Here is an 18,375-nt window from a genome sequence, read left to right as displayed (position 1 = left end):
TTTTTATCTCTTTAAAAAAAATGTTATGTCTCAAAAAAAACCACTGATTCTTGTTACTAACGATGATGGTATTACCGCACCTGGAATACGAGCATTAATAAGTGTCATGAATGAGATAGGCGATGTTTTCGTTGTAGCACCTGATAGCCCTCAAAGTGGGATGGGTCACGCCATAACCGTGAACAACACCATTTATTGTGATCCTATTGTGATTGACAAAGATGCACCTCAAAAAGAATACAGTTGTTCTGGTACACCGGCAGATTGTGTAAAAATGGCAGCTCGAGAGATCATCCATAGAAAACCAGACTTATGTGTAAGTGGTATTAATCATGGATCTAACTCTGCTATTAATGTAATCTATTCGGGAACGATGAGTGCCGCTGTGGAAGCTGGAATAGAAGGAATACCCGCTATTGGATTTTCTTTACTTGATTATAGCATGAATGCTAACTTTGAACCTTCTAAGAAATTTGTTAGGACTATTGTAGAAAATGTACTAATTAATGGATTGCCAAAAGGTGTTGTGCTTAATGTAAATATTCCTCGCTTGCCAGAAGGGGATATAAAAGGAATTAAAATATGCCGCCAGGCAAACGCGCATTGGATGGAAGAATTTGATAAAAGAACCAACCCAATGGGAAGGCAATACTATTGGCTTTCTGGTAAATTTATAAATGAAGATAAAGGTGAAGATACAGACGAATGGGCTCTAAGTCAAGGATATGTTTCTGTAGTACCAACGCAATTTGATCTAACTGCCCATCATTTTATACAAGAACTAAATAATTGGTCATTACATGATTAAAAAAGAAATTAGTATTGGTTTTATAACCGGTTTATTGGCCAATAGTATAGGGTTTATTTTATGTGTTTTTATATTTTCAGCGCTTAGCCCTCAAAGCCTAGGGTTTTTTGAAACAATTAAGGCGTCTATTAGTAATGATTCCTTTGGTAGCCTTATTGTATTAGGAGCGATACCAAACTTGGTAATTTTCTTTCTGTATTTAAAAAAAGAGAAGGTATATCGAGCTCGTGGCGTACTTCTTGCTACTCTTATTGCAGCTATTTGTATTGCAATTAGTAAATTTGGTTAATATTTGATAACGTTAAGTGATTTTTTTTAATGAAATACTACCTCATTGCGGGAGAAGCATCTGGTGATCTACACGGTGCTAATCTTATGAAATCTATTCTAAAAGAAGACCCCAAAGCTCAATTTAGATTTTGGGGAGGCGACCTTATGCAAGCCGTAGGAGGTACTTTAGTGACACATTACAAAGAACGATCGTTTATGGGGTTTATAGAAATTCTTCTAAACCTGCCTAAAATACTTGGTTTTATCAAATATTGCAAAAAAGATATCAAGCAGTATCACCCAGATGTCGTCATTTTAATTGATAACTCTGGTTTTAATCTTCCTATTGCAAAATGGGCAAAACTTCAAGGTTTTATCACTCATTATTATATAAGCCCTCAGCTTTGGGCATCTCGAGAAGGCCGTATTAAAACCATAAAGGCTTACGTTGATTATATGTATGTGGTATTACCTTTTGTAAAAGATTTTTATGATAAATATGAATATCCTGTTCAATTTGTAGGGCATCCACTGATTGATGCTATTGCAGATCATGAACAGATTTTGCCTCAGGATTTTCAAGAAAAGAATAATCTTGATGATCGACCAATTGTTGCTATATTACCGGGAAGCAGAAAACAAGAAATTAAAAAAATGCTCGAAGTGATGCTTACTGTGGTAGATGATTTCCCGGAGTATCAATTTGTAGTGGCTGGCGCGCCCAGTCAAGACGTTTCCTTCTATAAACCTTTTATTAAAAAAGAAGGCATTCATTTGGTCATGAACCAAACTTATGATTTGCTTAGCCTCAGCAATGCAGCATTGGTGACTTCAGGAACTGCAACCCTAGAAACTGCCTTATTCAAAGTTCCCCAGGTAGTTTGTTATAAGGGAAGCTATATTTCGTATCAAATTGCCAAACGAATTATTAATCTAGAGTATATCTCTTTAGTGAATTTGATCATGAATAAACCTATTGTAACCGAGCTTATTCAAGGTGATTTTAACCCTAAGAAACTTAAAGAAGAACTCACTATTATACTAGACGACTACAAAAGAGCGGTCATGTTTTTGGATTATTATGATCTGGAAAAAAAGCTTGGTGGTCGTGGTGCAAGTGACAAAACTGCGGCATTTATTGTAGAATCTATAAAATAAAAACTTCCCCAAAATGAAAAAATTTATAACCTACATGCTAATCACTTTGTTCATTGCCATTACATATTCCTGCGGAAGCTCATCAAAAAACAAAGCCGTTATTTCAGCTAAACCTACACCTGCTTTTAGGAGAAAAGTGGCCAATAATCCTCCAGCTAAGAAAAAGATTAAAAGTATTGTAACTTATGCCCAATCTTTTAAGGGTACCCGTTATAAATTTGGTGGAACTACAAAAAAAGGAATGGATTGTTCTGGTTTGGTATATACTTCATTTAAAAAAGAGAATATTATTCTGCCACGTACTTCGAGAACTATGGCAACCCAGGGAAAACCAGTATCTATCAAAAAAGTAGGTATTGGTGATCTGTTGTTTTTTAAAACCAATAAAAGGAAAAATGTAATTTCCCATGTTGGATTAGTAGTCGAAACCAAAGGCACCATACGATTTATTCATGCCTCTACTTCTAAAGGAGTAATTATATCAAGCCTCAATGAAAAATATTGGAATAAAGCTTTTGTAAGTGCCAGAAGAGTATTCTAAACCACACTTGATATACCTTGAAAAACTTTTTATAAAGATCCCTTTTTTATTACACTATTACAATAATTATTCTGCTTCATATCCCCAGTTTCATAAAATGAAACTGATATCTATTATCATTGCATAGATAGACACTTTAAAAAAATGTTCTACTCTATTAGGAATGAAATTACTCAATGTCCCTTTTATAATTATTACCTTATCAACCATCACTGGTATAATTTTAGGATATTATACTACTTTCTCTTTAGAAACATCTCTAATCATATTTATTATTTCTATCGGTTTGTTACTATTTACATGGCATCACTCTAAAAAAATATTCAACGAGTCCTATACTTTTACCTTTTCAGCAATCGCGGCTTTTATCCTTTTTGGTACCGTATTAGTGCAAATTCACAATCCAAAAAACGATTCGAAGCATTACAGCCATATCCTTAACCAGAAAAATGATCAGAAAAAAGAAATTGGGATCAGGTTTTATATAAAAGAGCGTTTAAAACCTACCTCTTATTATAACAAATATATTGTCTCTATTAAATTTATTGAAGAAAACCAAGCGAAAGGTAATTTGCTTCTTCAAGTACCAAAAGATACCACAAATAGTATTTTGGCGGTAGGAGAAACCTACACGGTTCTAACCAAATTGAAGTCTATTCCAAATCCACTAAATCCAAATCAATTTGATTATGCACAATATCTTAGTAATCTTTACATATATCATAAGACAACAGTATCCCCTCACCAACTTATTAATAATTATGAAGAACAAAAGTCACTGTTTAGTTTAGCCGATCAAATAAGAAAGAATATCAACTTAAAACTATCTAAATATTCATTTTCTCCTGAACAGCTATCTATTATCAATGCTCTGATTTTGGGTCAACGTCAAGATATAGATCAAGAAGTTTTCGAGAACTACAGAGATGCAGGGGCTATCCATATTTTGGCAGTTTCAGGACTGCATGTGGGAATCTTATTGCTCATTCTTAATTTGATATTAAAGCCATTGCTTAGATTTCTTCGAAAAGGAAAAACTATTGTATTGTTAATCACCATCTTCTTACTCTGGTGCTTTGCTATTCTTGCTGGGTTATCACCATCGGTGCTAAGAGCCGTGACAATGTTTTCTTTTCTTGCTATCGGAATACAATTAAGATCTCAAACTAGCATATACAATTCGCTTTTTGTATCCATGTTTATACTCCTTTGTTTCAATCCACTCCTGTTATTTTCAGTTGGCTTTCAACTTAGTTATTTGGCAGTTTTTGCAATTGTTTGGATTCAGCCAATAATCGCAAGACAGTATTATCCGAAATTTTATATCTCTAAAAAGCTGTGGGAAACCTTTACAGTGACCATTAGTGCCCAATTGGGACTGCTCCCACTCTCTTTATTTTATTTTCATCAGTTCCCGATTTTATTTTTTGTTTCTAATCTTATTATCATTCCTTTTTTAGGGATAATACTTGGGTTTGGAATCACGGTAATTATTTTAGCTCTAATAGGAATATTACCTCAAGCCGTTCCCGATTTATTTGGCGCTTGTATCGATATTATGAATACGATCATAGCTTGGGTGGCAGATCAAAAAACATTCTTGATTACTGATATCCCATTTTCATGGAGAATGCTCATTACACTCTACATCATTCTTATAATGGCGATAACATTATTTGAGAGGTATGAAAAAAGAAAATTGTATTGGACAGTAATTCCTATAATTGTGATGTTCCTTGTTCTTACCTTCGAAAAGCAGCATGCCTTACAAAAACAAGAGTTGGTCATATTTCAAAATCAACGAAACACTACTCTAGGCGTTCTTGACAGTAAAAAATTGCACCTTTATAGTAGAAAGTATATTTCTGACAAAACGCAGCACTTTTTGTTTGGTAATTATCTTATTCAAAACCAAGCCATGGCAGATAGCTCTGTTATCTCTCTAAAGAACATGTATAGTTATAAAAATCAAATGATTTTGGTGATTGATAGTAGCTCTATATACCTCAAAAAACAATTAAGACCCGACATTGTCCTTCTAATTGATTCTCCAAAAATTCATTTGGATAGAATGATCGATAGTTTACAGCCTAAACAAATTATTGCCGACGGAAGTAATTTCAAGAGTTATATAGATCGTTGGGAAACTAGTTGCAAGAAACGAAAAATCCCTTTTCACCGTACTGACAAGAAGGGAGCTTTTATTTTGGAATAAAAATTTTGGCATTTACAATACAACTAAAGACTCCTTGATGTCTTCGGCACCTTGAGTATCCAATATTTCCTGTAAAATTTTTCGAATTTTAGGAATACAATCCTTTGCCATTTTGTTTGGGCTATTAAAGAGTACACAAATTCCCAGGTCCTCATTGGGATAAATTGCAATCTCACTTCTGTAGTTGTTCACTCCGCCTCCATGATGAATGACTTTGTTTAGCTCACCAGTATTGGCATCATCAAACTCATGAACTCGCCACCCTAATCCATAATAAGAAGCTTTATACCCTGGCCATCTCTGGTAGTAATTTCTTCTACCTCCAACCTGAACCATCGGACTGAAGACTTCTTCCATAGTTTTAGTCATTAAAACATCGGGATTATTCCCTAATAAAAATTTCATCCATTTTCCCATATCAATAGCGCTGGCATTGATACCTCCTGCGGCAATAGCGTTGTAATATTTCTTATTAATCCTGGTTGGCCTCCAACCACGACGTACGCGTTGATGTGGCATCGCAACATTGTCAGAATGCTCTAAAGCCTCATAACTTGCCGAAGCAGTCTCCATTTGCAAAGGACTAAAAATTCTATCTTTAATTACTTCTCTTAATGGTTTTCCTGTTATTCGTTCTATAATTTCCCCGCTAAGCGCAAATATGGCATTTTGATAATTATATACGCTTCCAGGCTTTTGCAAAGGTAGCACCTCATTAAAACGACCTGCGATGGTGGTTAACGCCAATCCATCTTCTACAAGATTAGTAAAACTATGGTAAGGTAATCCAGAAGTATGCGATAACACATGTGACAGTGTTACTTGGGTAGCTTGTTTTTTATTGGCCAGTTTAAAATTTGGTATATGATCAATAATCTTATCTTCCCAGTCGATAAGACCGTCTTGTACATGAATACCTGTCAAAATTCCTGCAAAACCTTTGGACACAGAGCCTATTCTAAATATGGTTTCCGCATTAACAGTATCTTTAAGAGCAACATTCTTATTTCCAAAACCTCCGGAATAAATGATTGAGTCACATTTTACAATTGAAACAGAAGCTCCTACAATTTGATTTTTATCAATTGCATTATTAAAGTACTCCTGAATAGCATCCTCTAATCGCTCTTTATATAAATGTGTAAAATGAATTTCTGGCGGTTGTGGTAAGGGAAGCTGAACACGGTTAACTTTTCCTGATAATGTTTGTTTTTTCTCTTCAGGTTGTTTTGCAGATACAAAAGAAAACAGCAAAACAATCAACAGCATAGAGGGGGTAGCTATGGCTAAAAATTTTTTCATAAGTAGGTTTCTGACACAAAAAAAGATAAAAACATCGACAAAAGCAACAAGAAATCCTTTGAAATACGTTTTTAACTTTTTTTTAAGCTAAATCAGGGTATTTTTTGGGTTTACGAATAAGATAACGCCTACAAAGTCGATTAATTGTATGTCAATAGTTAAGATTATATGATTTGAGACTTAACGGAAATATTTAATTGCTGTAAAAAATTAATTTGAAAATGTACTCACAAAAGATTTTTCATATTTCTTCCAGGCATCCGCAGTGGTTAATTTTTTATAATCATTATTATTAATCATTTTTAAGTAAATTTCCAGCTGTTGTGGAGTTTTAAAACCTACTACAGGAGCAATAAGATTCCCTTTCTCATCAAAAAATACCATACTAGGATACCCTGTTACTTTTAAAGCATTGGCAAAAAAATGTTGACTATTTCTTCCTTTCCTATTGGGATTATAGTTTGGATTTGTATATGTGAAATTGTTATATCGAATCTCTTCTGTACCTTCTGCGTTAAATTTTACAGCATAGTAATGCTTGTTTACGTAAGAAACCACGTCTTTATTATGGAAAGTCTTCTTATCCAGAAGTTTACAAGGTCCGCACCAATCAGTATATACATCCATAAAAATCTTCTTGGGCTCTTTTTTTTGAGCTTCCAGTGCTTCATTCATAGACATCCAATTGATCTCTTGTGCATGAATAGCAAAACACATGAAAAAGATAAAAACAGAAAGTAGGTATTTCATAATTATTGTTTTTTATTTATTGGGAACAAAAACTGTTCCTTATTTAAGAAGTCTCACTCGTCATTGAGGAACGAGCGAAGTCATTTATTATTATTTATCGCACTCCGTGCATTAGTTTCTTCAATAAAGGATTCAATACCATGATTAATCCTGCTGCGGCAATAGGAATTATGGTAAATATCAGGAAAAATGTGGATAAATTATAATTTGCAGTTACCTCATCAATCATTCCTCCTACCGTTCCTGCAGCTTTTTGACCGATAGCAATGGCCAGATACCAGATTCCGAACATAAATGCAATCATTCTTCCGGGAACTAGTTTACTGAGGTATGACAATCCAACAGGAGATAGACATAATTCTCCCAAAGTATGAAACAAATAAGCTAAAATTAGCCATACCATACTTACTGAAGCTGTTTTAGCCCCTTGTGGAATATTTGATGAACCATATGCTAACAATCCAAAACCGAAACCCAAAAGCGCCAGTCCGAAGCCGTATTTGAACGCTGCACTAGGATTATATTTACTTTCCCACCATTTTGAAAACAGGGGTGCCAACGCGATGATAAAAAAGGAATTTAGAATCCCAAACCAAGTTGCTCCTACTTCGGTAGTATCTTTACTAAATTCTTTATTTAATTTCCAGATAACAATTCCCCAGATAATTAAAAACGAAATCGATAAGACAACATTAGAAAAACCAATCTTCGAAAATGTTTTCTTAAATAGCAAATATAAAACCCATGTGATAATACCCAATGGCACTACCGTTAGAATTGTGTCTATTATTTTAAATATCATTGCCGAAGAACCAGATAGATCTCTAGATGTATAATCCCTTGCAAAGATATTTAATGATCCTGCGGCTTGTTCGAAAGCGGCCCAAAAGAATATAGTAAAAAATGCAAAAATTGCTACAGCAAACATCCTATCACGAACAGTTGTATTGTATCGTAAAATTCTTGAAATGATTAAATACAAAAACATAATAACTGCAAAAACAATCATTACTGTTGGTCCTTCATAATTTCCTAATGAAAAATCAAACAAATTAACATCTCCAATTTTTGACATCGGATCATTTATTAACCAGGCAAACCCAATAATGGCAGTTGTTGCAATTAAAACCTTATCGACAATTGTAAAGGGATTCAACTTATCCCCTTCTTTTAGGACTACTTCTTTTTTTGCTTCTTTATTGGGTTTGGCTCCAATGCCACCAAATAAGTCTTTAGCTAGCCAGAACATAATCATTCCCAAAAACATGAATATTCCTGCCAATCCGAATCCCAATGCCCAGCTATAGTTTTCTCCTAAATACCCACAAAGCATAATCCCAAAAAAGGCTCCGGCATTTACTCCCATATAAAATATGGTATATGCTCCGTCTTTTTTAGCATCATTTCCTTCATACATTTCAGAAATAATAGAAGTGATATTCGGCTTAAAAAGCCCAGTCCCTATCACCAAAAAAGCCAACCCAAGATATAATGTAGTTTCGGTCTCAAATGCCATGGAAGCATGGCCCAGGGTCATAATCAGACAACCAATGACAACTGCCCAACGATACCCTGTAATTTTATCGGCAATATAGCCTCCCAAAATCGGAGTTAAATACAGTAGTGACGCATATGTGCCAAATAAAGCCAATGCATGCTCTCTTGGCCAATCAGCCCAACCCGGGTTTTCTCCAAATAATGGTGCTGTAAGAAATATGACTAAAAGAATTCTCATCCCATAGAACGAAAATCGTTCCCACATTTCGGTAAAGAATATAATGAACAAACCTGCAGGATGTCCTAATACCTTATCCTTGAATAAGTTTTCTATATCTGTACTCATAAATATAGGGTTATTCTGCAGTATCTGCTAGTTCAAAACCTTCAGTTTCTTCATCGTAAGTGTTCGGCTTTAGGTCTTCTGCTTTATGAGTCAATCTCTTTAATGGTTTTAGGAGCATAATCACTAAGATTCCAAAAATCACACAGAATATTGTTATCCCTGAAAAAATGGTAAGCTCGCCTGCCTCTGATGCTGATTCTCCAATAAGTCCTGCAACTTTATTACCCAAACCAGTTGCGGCAAAATATACTCCCATCATTAAAGCGCCATAGCGAACTGGTGCAAGTTTAGTAATGAAGGATAGTGCTACAGGTGAAGCACATAATTCTCCAATAGTATGAAATAAATATGCTAAAGCGAGCCAGTACATTGCAGATTCGCCTATTTTTTCGTACTGCATTGAAGCAAACACCATAAATACAAAACCTAATCCCATTATGATCACACCATTAGCCATTTTAAATAATGAAGAAGCTTCTTTACCTCTATTTTTCCACCAAAGCCAGAAATTAGCAACAGGAACAGCAAACAGGATGATATAGAAAGGATTAAAAAATTGAAAAACCGCTGCGGGTATTTGATATCCTAAAAACATTCTGTTAGTTCTATTTTCAGCATAAAGATTCATTAATCCACCGGCTTGCTCAAAGGCTCCCCAGAAAACGATGACAATAATAAAGGACAGTAGTAGTACGATATATCTATCTTTTTCAACCTTAGATTTTAAATCACGATATATGGTAATCATCATTCCTACTACCAGAGATAAGAATATAAAAAATAGAATATACGCTATTTTTTGATTTTCGATAAATAGATAAGCTACCAGAGAAGAAACAATTGCTAGAATAAAAGTCACTGCCAATGGCACAGTAGACGAAAATTGATTTCTGAAAATTTTCCCGATAGAAACGTGATCATCTTCTTTATCAATAGTTTTTATTGGCTTATTCCCTACGTGTGTGATATATTTCTGACCTAGCATATAAACAGTCTGACCCAGAACCATTCCGATTGCAGCTAGCCCAAACCCTGCATGCCAGCCATAAGCATCTGCAACTACTGCGACTACAAGACTGGCAAGAGCAGCTCCAACATTTATACCGATATAAAAAATTGAAAAACCTTTATCTCTTCTTTCGTCCCCCTGCTTATATAAACCTCCTACTAAAGTTGAGATATTTGGCTTTAACATTCCTACCCCGGCAATAATTAGCGCTAAACCAGTGTAAAAAGCCCACATTTCTTCAATAGAAAGAATACCATGACCTGCAACTAACAGTAGGCCTCCGATCATTACAGAGCGCTTTTGTCCTAAGATTTTATCAGCAATAATTCCTCCAGGAATAGACGCCACATAAACTAACATAGTGTACCACCCATAAAGAGATAGAGCTTCTGCATCCAACCATCCTAATCCTGGATTATCTCCTACAGTTTTGGCAGTTAAATAAAGAACCAAAATTCCTCGCATTCCATAGTAGGAAAATCGTTCCCACATTTCTGTAAAAAATAATATGTATAACCCTACCGGATGTCCAAAAAGCTCTTTTTGATGAGCTGCTTTAACTGTATTTGCCATTATGTTAGTTTAATTATTTATAAGTTATTTTTAATGAAGTTCGTCATTTTGTTGTAGAGATGTAATTGAGTATTTCCACCATAGATACCATGATTTTTGTCTGGATAAATTGCCCAATCAAATTCTTTATTAGCCTGTACCAAAGCCTCGATCAATCGCATAGTGTTTTGCACATGTACATTATCATCTGCACTACCATGAATTAGTAAATACTTACCTTCTAAACCATTAACATAGTTGATCGGTGAATTATCATCATATCCTTTGGCATTCTCTTGAGGAGTCATCAAATATCGTTCTGTATAAATGGTATCATAAAATCTCCAACTTGTTACAGGGGCAACTGCAATAGCCATTGTAAAGGTATCGGCACCTTTAAACAAGCAGTTACTAGACATAAAGCCCCCATAGCTCCATCCCCAAATACCAATTCTAGAGGCATCTATATATTCTAAAGCACCTAGTTGTTTGGCTGCTGCAATTTGATCTTGCACTTCTAGATTCCCTAAATCATTTTGTGTTGCTTTTTTAAACTTGGCCCCTTTTAATCCTGTACCTTTTCCGTCAACACATGCTACAATATATCCTTGTTGTGCAAGCATCATATGCCAATAATCTCTTCGATTATTCCAGGTGTTTTTTACCATCTGTGACCCTGGTCCCGAGTATTGAAACATCAATAATGGATATTTCTTTTTTGTATCAAAATCTTTAGGCTTGATCATGTACATATTCAAAATTTCTCCATTTACTTGGATCGTAGAAAACTCTTTAGGTCTCATATCAAAAAGTTTTAACTTTTCTACAAGGGCGCTGTTATTTTTGAGTTCTCTTATCACTTTTCCTGTAGATCCATCATTCAAAGTATACTCATAAGGAGTTGTAGCATTCGAAAAATAGTTAATATACACACTAAAATCTGCACTAAATTCGGCATCGTTGTTTCCTTCTTTAGAACTTAATCTCTTCTTGTCTTTTCCATCTAAAGTAATAGCATATATATCCCTATTGATATTTCCGTTTTCCACACTTTGATAGAATATTTTTTTATTCTTGGGATTGTATCCATAATATTGGGTTACCTCCCAATTACCTTTGGTAACCTGATTGATCAGTTCTCCTGTTTCAGCATAGTGATAAATATGGTTAAACCCATCCTTTTCACTAGTCCAGATAAAGCTGTTGTCCTCTAAAAAAGTTAAATTATCGGTCACATCTATGTATGCCTCATCTTTTTCATTAAGTACCACTTTTGGCGTTTTAGTTTTGGCATCTACAAATAGTAAATCCAGATTATTTTGGCGTCTGTTTAGTACTTGAACACTCAAAACATCTGGATTTGTGGTCCATTTTATTCTTGGAATATAAAAATCTTTGTAATTCGCCAGCTTTACTTCATCTAGCGCCATAGCTTCAATATTAGCAATAAACAAAGAGACTTTTGCGTTTTTTTCTCCCGCTTTGGGATATTTAAACACCTCTTGTTTTTGATACAATCCTGTTCCATAAACATCCATAGAGAATTCTGGAACTTCTCTTTCGTCAAATCTTATAAAAGCTATTTTTTTGCTATCGGCACTCCACTCAAAGGCTCTCACAAAAGCAAATTCCTCTTCATACACCCAATCGGTAATCCCATTAATTATTTCGTTTTTCTTACCGTCATCTGTTAATTGTACCTCCTGTCCTGTTACAAAATTGAGCATATATATATTGTTGTTCAGGATGTAAGCCACTTTGTTTCCATCGGGAGATAATACAGGTTCTTGAATTTTTTGATCACTTATTCTGAAAACTCCATTCGAGGGCACATCATAAATATGGTAAATTCCTTTTTTGGAACGACGAAATATAGGTTCTATCTCACTGGAAAGTATAATTCTAGTTTCATCTTTACTAAAGCTGTATCCCTGAAAGGCATCCAACCCCTCTATTGAAGATGAGCTGACCAAAGTTTTTACTTTTTCTCCCGTAGTATAATCATATACTTCTATATGAGTGGCTCCAGAAATTTTATCCTTTTCTAAAACAGAATATTGCTTCCCATTTTTCAAGGAGTGTAACGATTTAAATCCTTCGGTCTTAAATGTGCCCTTGAAAATCTCTTCAAGTGTAAAAGCTTTGTCTTGTGCAATCGCTGTAATTCCAAGAAACAATATAATTCCAAAAAATAATCTTGTAATTTTCATCCGTATGTATTTATCGCTTTAATAGTTATATGAAATCGCCAATAACTCTTTTAGTTAATATCAACTTGATATTTACGGCTTATTTCATATCATATTTTTAAAAATTGTTAACGCCAAGAATACTAAAAAATCCGTGAAAAATACAACAAATGCTGTTAAATACAATAAAATTATAGCTCCTAACCTGATTTTTTTTAACATATCGTTAAATAAACCATAAAACTTATCCCCAAGAAAAAATAGTGTTTAAGGTTTTAAATTAAAGCAAAAACATTTCAATTAGGTATTTCACAAAACAGAATAGTATCTTTGAAGGCAATAATAATAAAAGATACAATGGCTCCTGTAGTTTCTGGATTTTCAAAACTCTCTAAAGCAGATAAAATAAAGTGGCTGGCAGAACATCATTTTGGCAATGATGCCACTGCCACAGATACATTAGTTACGTATTGGAACTCTAACGAGCAATTACAGCAGCTTCATGATGAATTTACTGAAAACACAATTTCTAATTATTATTTGCCTTTTTCGGTAGCTCCAAATTTTTTGATTAACGATAAGCGATATACCTTACCTATGACGATTGAGGAAAGTTCGGTAGTCGCCGCCGCCAGCAAAGCTGCTAAATTTTGGCAAAGAAGAGGTGGGTTTAAAGCTGAAGTACTTTCTACCATAAAAGTTGGGCAAGTTCATTTTTCTTATCACGGAAATCCCGAAAAACTACTTCTATTCTTTAGCAAAATTAAATCAAAATTAATGTCCTCTGCATCGCACATTACCAAAAATATGGAAAAACGAGGTGGAGGGGTAAAAGAAATTGAATTACGAGATAAGACAGCAGAAATTGAAAACTACTACCAGTTACATTGCACCTTTGAGACTGCTGACGCGATGGGAGCTAATTTTATTAATTCTTGTCTAGAGCAATTTGCAAAAACTTTTGTTGCTGAAGCCCAAGAATATGATAATTTTTCGGATTCAGAAAAAAAGATAGAAATTATCATGAGTATCCTCTCTAACTATGTGCCTGAGTGCTTGGTAACAGCCTCTGTATCATGTTTCGTAAATGAGCTGCCCAGCACTTCAGAACTCTCGGCAAATGAATACGCCAAAAAATTTGTGAGAGCAGTCAATATTGCAGAAATTGAGCCCTATCGTGCTGTCACACATAACAAAGGAATCATGAATGGTGTTGATGCTGTGGTTTTGGCAACCGGAAATGATTTTAGAGCTATAGAAGCAGGTGCACATGCTTACGCCTCAAGAAATGGGAAATATAGAAGTCTCACACATGCCGAAATAAAGAATGACGTATTTAGCTTTTCGATCGAAATACCTCTTGCCTTGGGTACCGTTGGTGGATTGACTAATCTTCATCCCTTGGTCAAATTGGCTTTGGAATTATTAGGCAAACCCAATGCAAAAAAACTAATGGAGATTACAGCCGTAGCTGGACTCGCTCAAAATTTTGCTGCTATAAATTCATTAATTACTACAGGAATCCAGCAGGGGCATATGAAAATGCATCTAATGAATATTCTTAATCAATTTGAAGCCACAGAAAATGAAAAAGAACAGCTTATAAAATATTTCAAGACAAATACGGTTACTCATAGTGAAGTAGTAACACAAATTGAAAAATTGAGAGCATCATAAGAACCAATGAAAAAGTCTTTTTACAGCCACGGTAAACTACTACTCACAGCAGAATATTTGGTTCTGGATGATGTGACTGCTTTGGCATTACCTACCCAAAAAGGGCAGTGGTTATTTGTAGAAGAGCATGACAATTCTAATCAAATCGTTTGGAAAAGTATTGATGAAGATGAAAACAGTTGGTTTGAAACTACATTGACTATAGAAAATAATCTTATCATTGAGCCAAAAAATGACGAAGAGCAAAATACTGTATCAAAAACATTAATCAACATCTTAAACGCCGCCAAAGCACTAAACACAAATTTTCTTTCTTCAGAAAAGGGATATATTATTGAAGCCAGGCTAGAGTTCAATAGAGAATGGGGTTTGGGATCATCATCTACACTAATTAATAATATTGCACAATGGGCAAAAGTTAATGCTTTTGAACTTTTAGACCATAGCTTCGGAGGCAGTGGATATGATATTGCTTGTGCTCAGCATGACACTCCTATTCTATACACAAGAACCGAGAGTAAGCCCATTATTAAAGAAGTACATTTTGACCCACCTTTTAAGGAAAATCTCTTTTTTGTATATTTAAATCAAAAACAGGATAGTAAAGAATCAATAAAACGCTACCAATCCTTACCTTTAAAAGACTTTGATAAAGCCGAAGCTGCGGTTAAAGAAATTACTTCCAAAATTCTAAATTGTAATACTATTGGAGGATTTGAAGAACTAGTTAATACGCACGAAGAAATTATCTCAAAAATCATCAAAACGGAAACCGTCAAATCACAATTATTTCCAGATTACTCAGGAAGCATTAAAAGCCTTGGTGGTTGGGGTGGTGATTTTGTATTGGCTACTGGTCATGTGTCTGATATGGATTACTTTAAAAATAAAGGATTTACAACGATTATTCCTTATAAGGAAATGATTCTACAGTCAACATAGCCGTGTAGAAATTTGTTTACTTTTATTGTACGCCCAAGAGTTCTAAAAAAGCAAAAGAGTCGCATTTCCCAAATTGTTGAAATAAGAGTGATTAGTATCCTACAACTTTACTGATATAAGACACAGTCTTCACAATTCTTAATCTTACCATAGTATGTTTCACGATACTTATGGAGCGTTTTTATTGGAAGTCCTAACAAGTGTTTTCTGATATAGGTAACTTTTGTAGTGAGTTCTCCCATTCTTTTACTGTATCGTTTTTCTGTTCTTGTTTTTCTTTTAATTTCTATAAATTTCATTTATTTTGTTTATCCTAAGTAAGTTTTTAAAATTCCATTCTTTGAAGAGTACCGTAATCTTCGCACGGCTCTTTCTTTTATTTGCCTTACTCTTTCTCGAGTAAGGTCAAAGATCTCACCTATTTCAATTAGGCTTTTTGCCTCGAAAGATCCAATTCCAAAATACAAGCGTAAAATATTACTTTCCTTGTCAGACAATTTATTTAATGCTCTGTTCACTTCTTTCTGTAAAGAATCATTCATCAAATTCTTATCTGGGGCTGTTGATTCTTTATTATGCATAAGATCATACATACTAGAAGTCTCTTCATTTTTTAAAGGAGCATCCATTGATATGTGTCTTGCATTATGTCGTAGTGATTGTTTTATACTAGAGGTTGACAACTGCAATTCTTCACTCAATTCTGATTCACTAGGAGGTCTTTGATAGTTTTGTTCTAAAGAAGAATAGGCCTTTTTAACTTTGTTAATGTCGTTAATTCTATTGAGAGGCAATCTTACAATCCGAGATTGTTCTGCCAGAGCTTTCAAAATAGATTGTCTGATCCACCATACAGCATATGAAATAAATTTAAAACCTTTGGTTTCATCAAAACGTTTAGCAGCTTTAATCAATCCTAAATTTCCTTCATTAATTAAATCTGAGAGTTTCAGCCCCTGATTTTGATATTGCTTAGCTACCGAAATAACAAAACGCAGATTAGCCGACACCATTTTGTCCAATGCTCTTTGATCTCCATCCCTAATACGTCCTGCTAGTTCGACTTCTTCTTCTGCAGTTATCATGGATAATTTTGTAACATCCTGCAGATATCTGTCTAAAGATTTTGATTCTCGGTTGGTAATCTGTTTTGTTATTTTTAATTGTCTCATTCTGTTTGAAAATTTAATTTTTTTATCGCATGATCTTTTAACATTAAGAATCCGAAGAATTTTTTGGCACAATGTACAGTGCTGTACCTCCTTTACAATTTGTTATAATCATAACTATCCCTTTCTTTTTTAATCGCCCATCTTCAGCTGCGAATCTTATAATTGTGTAATTAAAAAGCTAGGAAAATTTATTTAAGTAGAGATTCTGACAAAAGCAATAATAAAGCTGTCAGAATACGATTATTTATCTAGAACTCATGATCTTATTAGAAATCAAGAACCGTAAGAATGACAGGAGTTATAATGCACTATTAGTACACATTACTTCCCAATAAGACATTTCAGAAAAGTCTGAACATTTACGTTCTTTACTTTGTGCTTTCCAATAGGTTATTTCTTTTCTTATTTTGTGAGAATCTTGTTTTTCTCCGGGTATTCCATTCTTTATTTGCATAAATAGATAATTATGTTATTTAAATTAAAACTGTAACTAGTGCTGATAGATTGAGAAGAATTAAATAGCGTGTACGACGGCATTGATGTTATGTCGATTTACCAAACGCTCTGTAAATGCTTTATGACCTTTTGGTGCAAGCAGGTGTAGTTTACCTCTCTTCATTGAGGCTACGAAACTGAGCACTTTCCATTTCACTACAAGATTTTTTGGATTCTCTTCCTTTAAAACCACTTCAGTAAAATGTTTCGCACCACCATGAGTGGTAAAAGATAAATCAGCTTGAATTTCTTGTTTTGTAGACTTATTTGTAAAAACTTTTGTGTCTTCGTAATCTTCATGAATAGATCTCAAAGAAACAGTTGCTTTTCTCTCTGCCCAAGCAATTGCCTTATCTAAGTACTTTTCTTTACTCATTTATTAATTTTTATTGAAACAATTGAAAAATTACCCTTTTTTAAAAGGTTTACTGCAAATATACTAAAAATTAGTTTGCATAGAAACTATTTGTGTTAGAATAAAGTTAAAACCAAACAATCAACTCTTTAATTCGAATACCTTTCATCATAAAAATCAAAATAGCGAGAGACAACAAAATGACCATTATCAATTAAAAAAAGTGTCAATAAACGAAATAGGCATACGTTATGAAGGGTAGTAAAATAAATCGAATCACATACGCTCTAAATACAAAGTATATGACCAAGAATAAGAAAACTTTGAACCACGAATACCTAACTCTCAGAAGTCTTAGGTAATTCTTTAATCGTTAGCAAGGGGGCCGCATCGATATCCTCTACATCCATAATTGAGGTAAGAAGCTCAATATTTCTATCTAACTCATCAATCTGAAAAGGAGTCAGCTTTTTAAGTTTTTGAGATAATTTTTCTTGAAGTGTAGTAGGAGATTTCTGTAGCAATTCTGCCCCTTTTGCAGTAAGTGTTATATACGTTGCTCTTTTATCATTAGGTTCAGGTAAACGAGCAACTAACCCTTTACTTTCTAATCTTGAAATGATTCCTGAAACCGTACTTGCATTTAAGTTTATGTACGCCTTAATGTCCTTAGCAAAAGCACGATAATCCGTTTGATCTGATAAGTACTGAAGCACAAGCAGTTGAGGAATACTTACTCCCAATTCTTTTTCAATTTTTTTGCTCTCAAGGTTTATCGAACGTATTATTTTACGCAGTTTTACCAGTATCTCTATGTACTTCATCTGTTTATTAATTATATCATGTCGTAACCATATTTAGACTGCGCTCAGTGCGGGGATAAATTGTTATTTATGCATTTTAGAAGGTATCAACTTTTATGCAACACCTTGTTTCACAGCCCTAGTATTTATACATAAGCAAGATACTATTTTAAAGATTTCAAAACCGACTTATGCATTACAAAATCTATTATGTCTTGAAATTATTTGAAAACATAAAATATCTAAGATTTCATAAAGCAACAAAAAACCTCAGTTAAGAACTGAGGTTTTCGA

17 protein-coding genes are annotated in these 18,375 nt (G+C 34.2%); 7 read left to right on the top strand and 10 right to left on the bottom strand.

Going from position 1 to position 18,375, the window contains the following annotated elements:
- Window positions 1-25 precede the first annotated feature (25 nt).
- The 5 genes from surE to ACFSJT_RS18420 all read left to right on the top strand — a co-directional run bounded on the left by surE (window position 26) and on the right by ACFSJT_RS18420 (window position 4,992).
- On the top strand, window positions 26-808 hold the full coding sequence (gene surE, locus ACFSJT_RS18440) for a 5'/3'-nucleotidase SurE (RefSeq protein ID WP_378321812.1): 783 nt from the start codon (window positions 26-28) through the stop codon (window positions 806-808).
- The gene (locus tag ACFSJT_RS18435) at window positions 801-1,097 is read left to right on the top strand and encodes a hypothetical protein (protein ID WP_378321811.1); all 297 of its coding nucleotides are present in this window, start codon (window positions 801-803) and stop codon (window positions 1,095-1,097) included. Before surE ends, ACFSJT_RS18435 begins: the two co-directional genes overlap by 8 nt.
- Window positions 1,098-1,126: 29 nt before the next feature.
- On the top strand, window positions 1,127-2,236 hold the full coding sequence (lpxB, locus tag ACFSJT_RS18430; RefSeq protein WP_378321810.1) for a lipid-A-disaccharide synthase: 1,110 nt from the start codon (window positions 1,127-1,129) through the stop codon (window positions 2,234-2,236).
- 13 nt (window positions 2,237-2,249) lie between these two features.
- Window positions 2,250-2,777 (top strand): C40 family peptidase, encoded by a 528-nt coding sequence (locus ACFSJT_RS18425; protein ID WP_378321809.1) that lies wholly within the window; start codon window positions 2,250-2,252, stop codon window positions 2,775-2,777.
- 163 nt (window positions 2,778-2,940) lie between these two features.
- Window positions 2,941-4,992, top strand: a complete 2,052-nt coding sequence (locus ACFSJT_RS18420; protein ID WP_378321808.1) for a ComEC/Rec2 family competence protein — start codon at window positions 2,941-2,943, stop codon at window positions 4,990-4,992.
- A gap of 12 nt (window positions 4,993-5,004) precedes the next feature.
- Here ACFSJT_RS18420 and ACFSJT_RS18415 read toward each other — a convergent pair whose 3' ends face one another.
- The 5 genes from ACFSJT_RS18415 to ACFSJT_RS18395 form a co-directional block, all read right to left on the bottom strand.
- Window positions 5,005-6,294: a serine hydrolase domain-containing protein gene (locus ACFSJT_RS18415; RefSeq protein ID WP_378321807.1), complete on the bottom strand. Its 1,290-nt coding sequence runs from the start codon at window positions 6,292-6,294 to the stop codon at window positions 5,005-5,007.
- A 210-nt stretch (window positions 6,295-6,504) separates the two neighbouring features.
- On the bottom strand, window positions 6,505-7,044 hold the full coding sequence (locus ACFSJT_RS18410; protein WP_378321806.1) for a thioredoxin family protein: 540 nt from the start codon (window positions 7,042-7,044) through the stop codon (window positions 6,505-6,507).
- A gap of 94 nt (window positions 7,045-7,138) precedes the next feature.
- On the bottom strand, window positions 7,139-8,887 hold the full coding sequence (locus ACFSJT_RS18405) for a peptide MFS transporter (RefSeq protein WP_378321805.1): 1,749 nt from the start codon (window positions 8,885-8,887) through the stop codon (window positions 7,139-7,141).
- A gap of 10 nt (window positions 8,888-8,897) precedes the next feature.
- The gene (locus ACFSJT_RS18400; protein ID WP_378321804.1) at window positions 8,898-10,469 is read right to left on the bottom strand and encodes a peptide MFS transporter; all 1,572 of its coding nucleotides are present in this window, start codon (window positions 10,467-10,469) and stop codon (window positions 8,898-8,900) included.
- A gap of 17 nt (window positions 10,470-10,486) precedes the next feature.
- On the bottom strand, window positions 10,487-12,658 hold the full coding sequence (locus ACFSJT_RS18395) for a S9 family peptidase (protein ID WP_378321803.1): 2,172 nt from the start codon (window positions 12,656-12,658) through the stop codon (window positions 10,487-10,489).
- Window positions 12,659-12,994: 336 nt separating this feature from the next.
- On the opposite strand from ACFSJT_RS18395, the gene ACFSJT_RS18390 reads away from it, so the two are divergent.
- The gene (locus ACFSJT_RS18390) at window positions 12,995-14,314 is read left to right on the top strand and encodes a hydroxymethylglutaryl-CoA reductase, degradative (RefSeq protein ID WP_378321836.1); all 1,320 of its coding nucleotides are present in this window, start codon (window positions 12,995-12,997) and stop codon (window positions 14,312-14,314) included.
- A gap of 6 nt (window positions 14,315-14,320) precedes the next feature.
- Window positions 14,321-15,256, top strand: coding sequence for a GYDIA family GHMP kinase (locus tag ACFSJT_RS18385; RefSeq protein ID WP_378321802.1), 936 nt, complete (start codon window positions 14,321-14,323; stop codon window positions 15,254-15,256).
- Between the two features lie 107 nt (window positions 15,257-15,363).
- On the opposite strand, the gene ACFSJT_RS18380 is transcribed toward ACFSJT_RS18385, so the two are convergent.
- From ACFSJT_RS18380 to ACFSJT_RS18360, 5 genes are all read right to left on the bottom strand, one after another.
- Window positions 15,364-15,555 carry a hypothetical protein gene (locus ACFSJT_RS18380; protein ID WP_378321801.1) on the bottom strand — a complete coding sequence of 64 codons (192 nt, stop codon included), beginning with the start codon at window positions 15,553-15,555 and terminating at the stop codon, window positions 15,364-15,366.
- Between the two features lie 9 nt (window positions 15,556-15,564).
- The gene (locus ACFSJT_RS18375; protein WP_378321800.1) at window positions 15,565-16,428 is read right to left on the bottom strand and encodes a sigma-70 family RNA polymerase sigma factor; all 864 of its coding nucleotides are present in this window, start codon (window positions 16,426-16,428) and stop codon (window positions 15,565-15,567) included.
- 298 nt (window positions 16,429-16,726) lie between these two features.
- A complete protein-coding gene (locus tag ACFSJT_RS18370; protein WP_378321799.1) occupies window positions 16,727-16,882 on the bottom strand; it encodes a hypothetical protein in 156 nt (51 codons plus the stop codon).
- A gap of 60 nt (window positions 16,883-16,942) precedes the next feature.
- Window positions 16,943-17,299, bottom strand: a complete 357-nt coding sequence (locus ACFSJT_RS18365; protein WP_378321798.1) for a hypothetical protein — start codon at window positions 17,297-17,299, stop codon at window positions 16,943-16,945.
- A 317-nt stretch (window positions 17,300-17,616) separates the two neighbouring features.
- Window positions 17,617-18,102, bottom strand: coding sequence for a MarR family winged helix-turn-helix transcriptional regulator (locus tag ACFSJT_RS18360; protein ID WP_378321797.1), 486 nt, complete (start codon window positions 18,100-18,102; stop codon window positions 17,617-17,619).
- Window positions 18,103-18,375: the final 273 nt, after the last annotated feature.

Source organism: Aquimarina celericrescens, from assembly GCF_042682765.1.
GTDB classification, from domain to species: Bacteria; Bacteroidota; Bacteroidia; order Flavobacteriales; family Flavobacteriaceae; genus Aquimarina; species Aquimarina celericrescens.
Note: the sequence above shows the minus strand (reverse complement) of the source record. Positions and strands in the feature narration are given on the sequence as shown.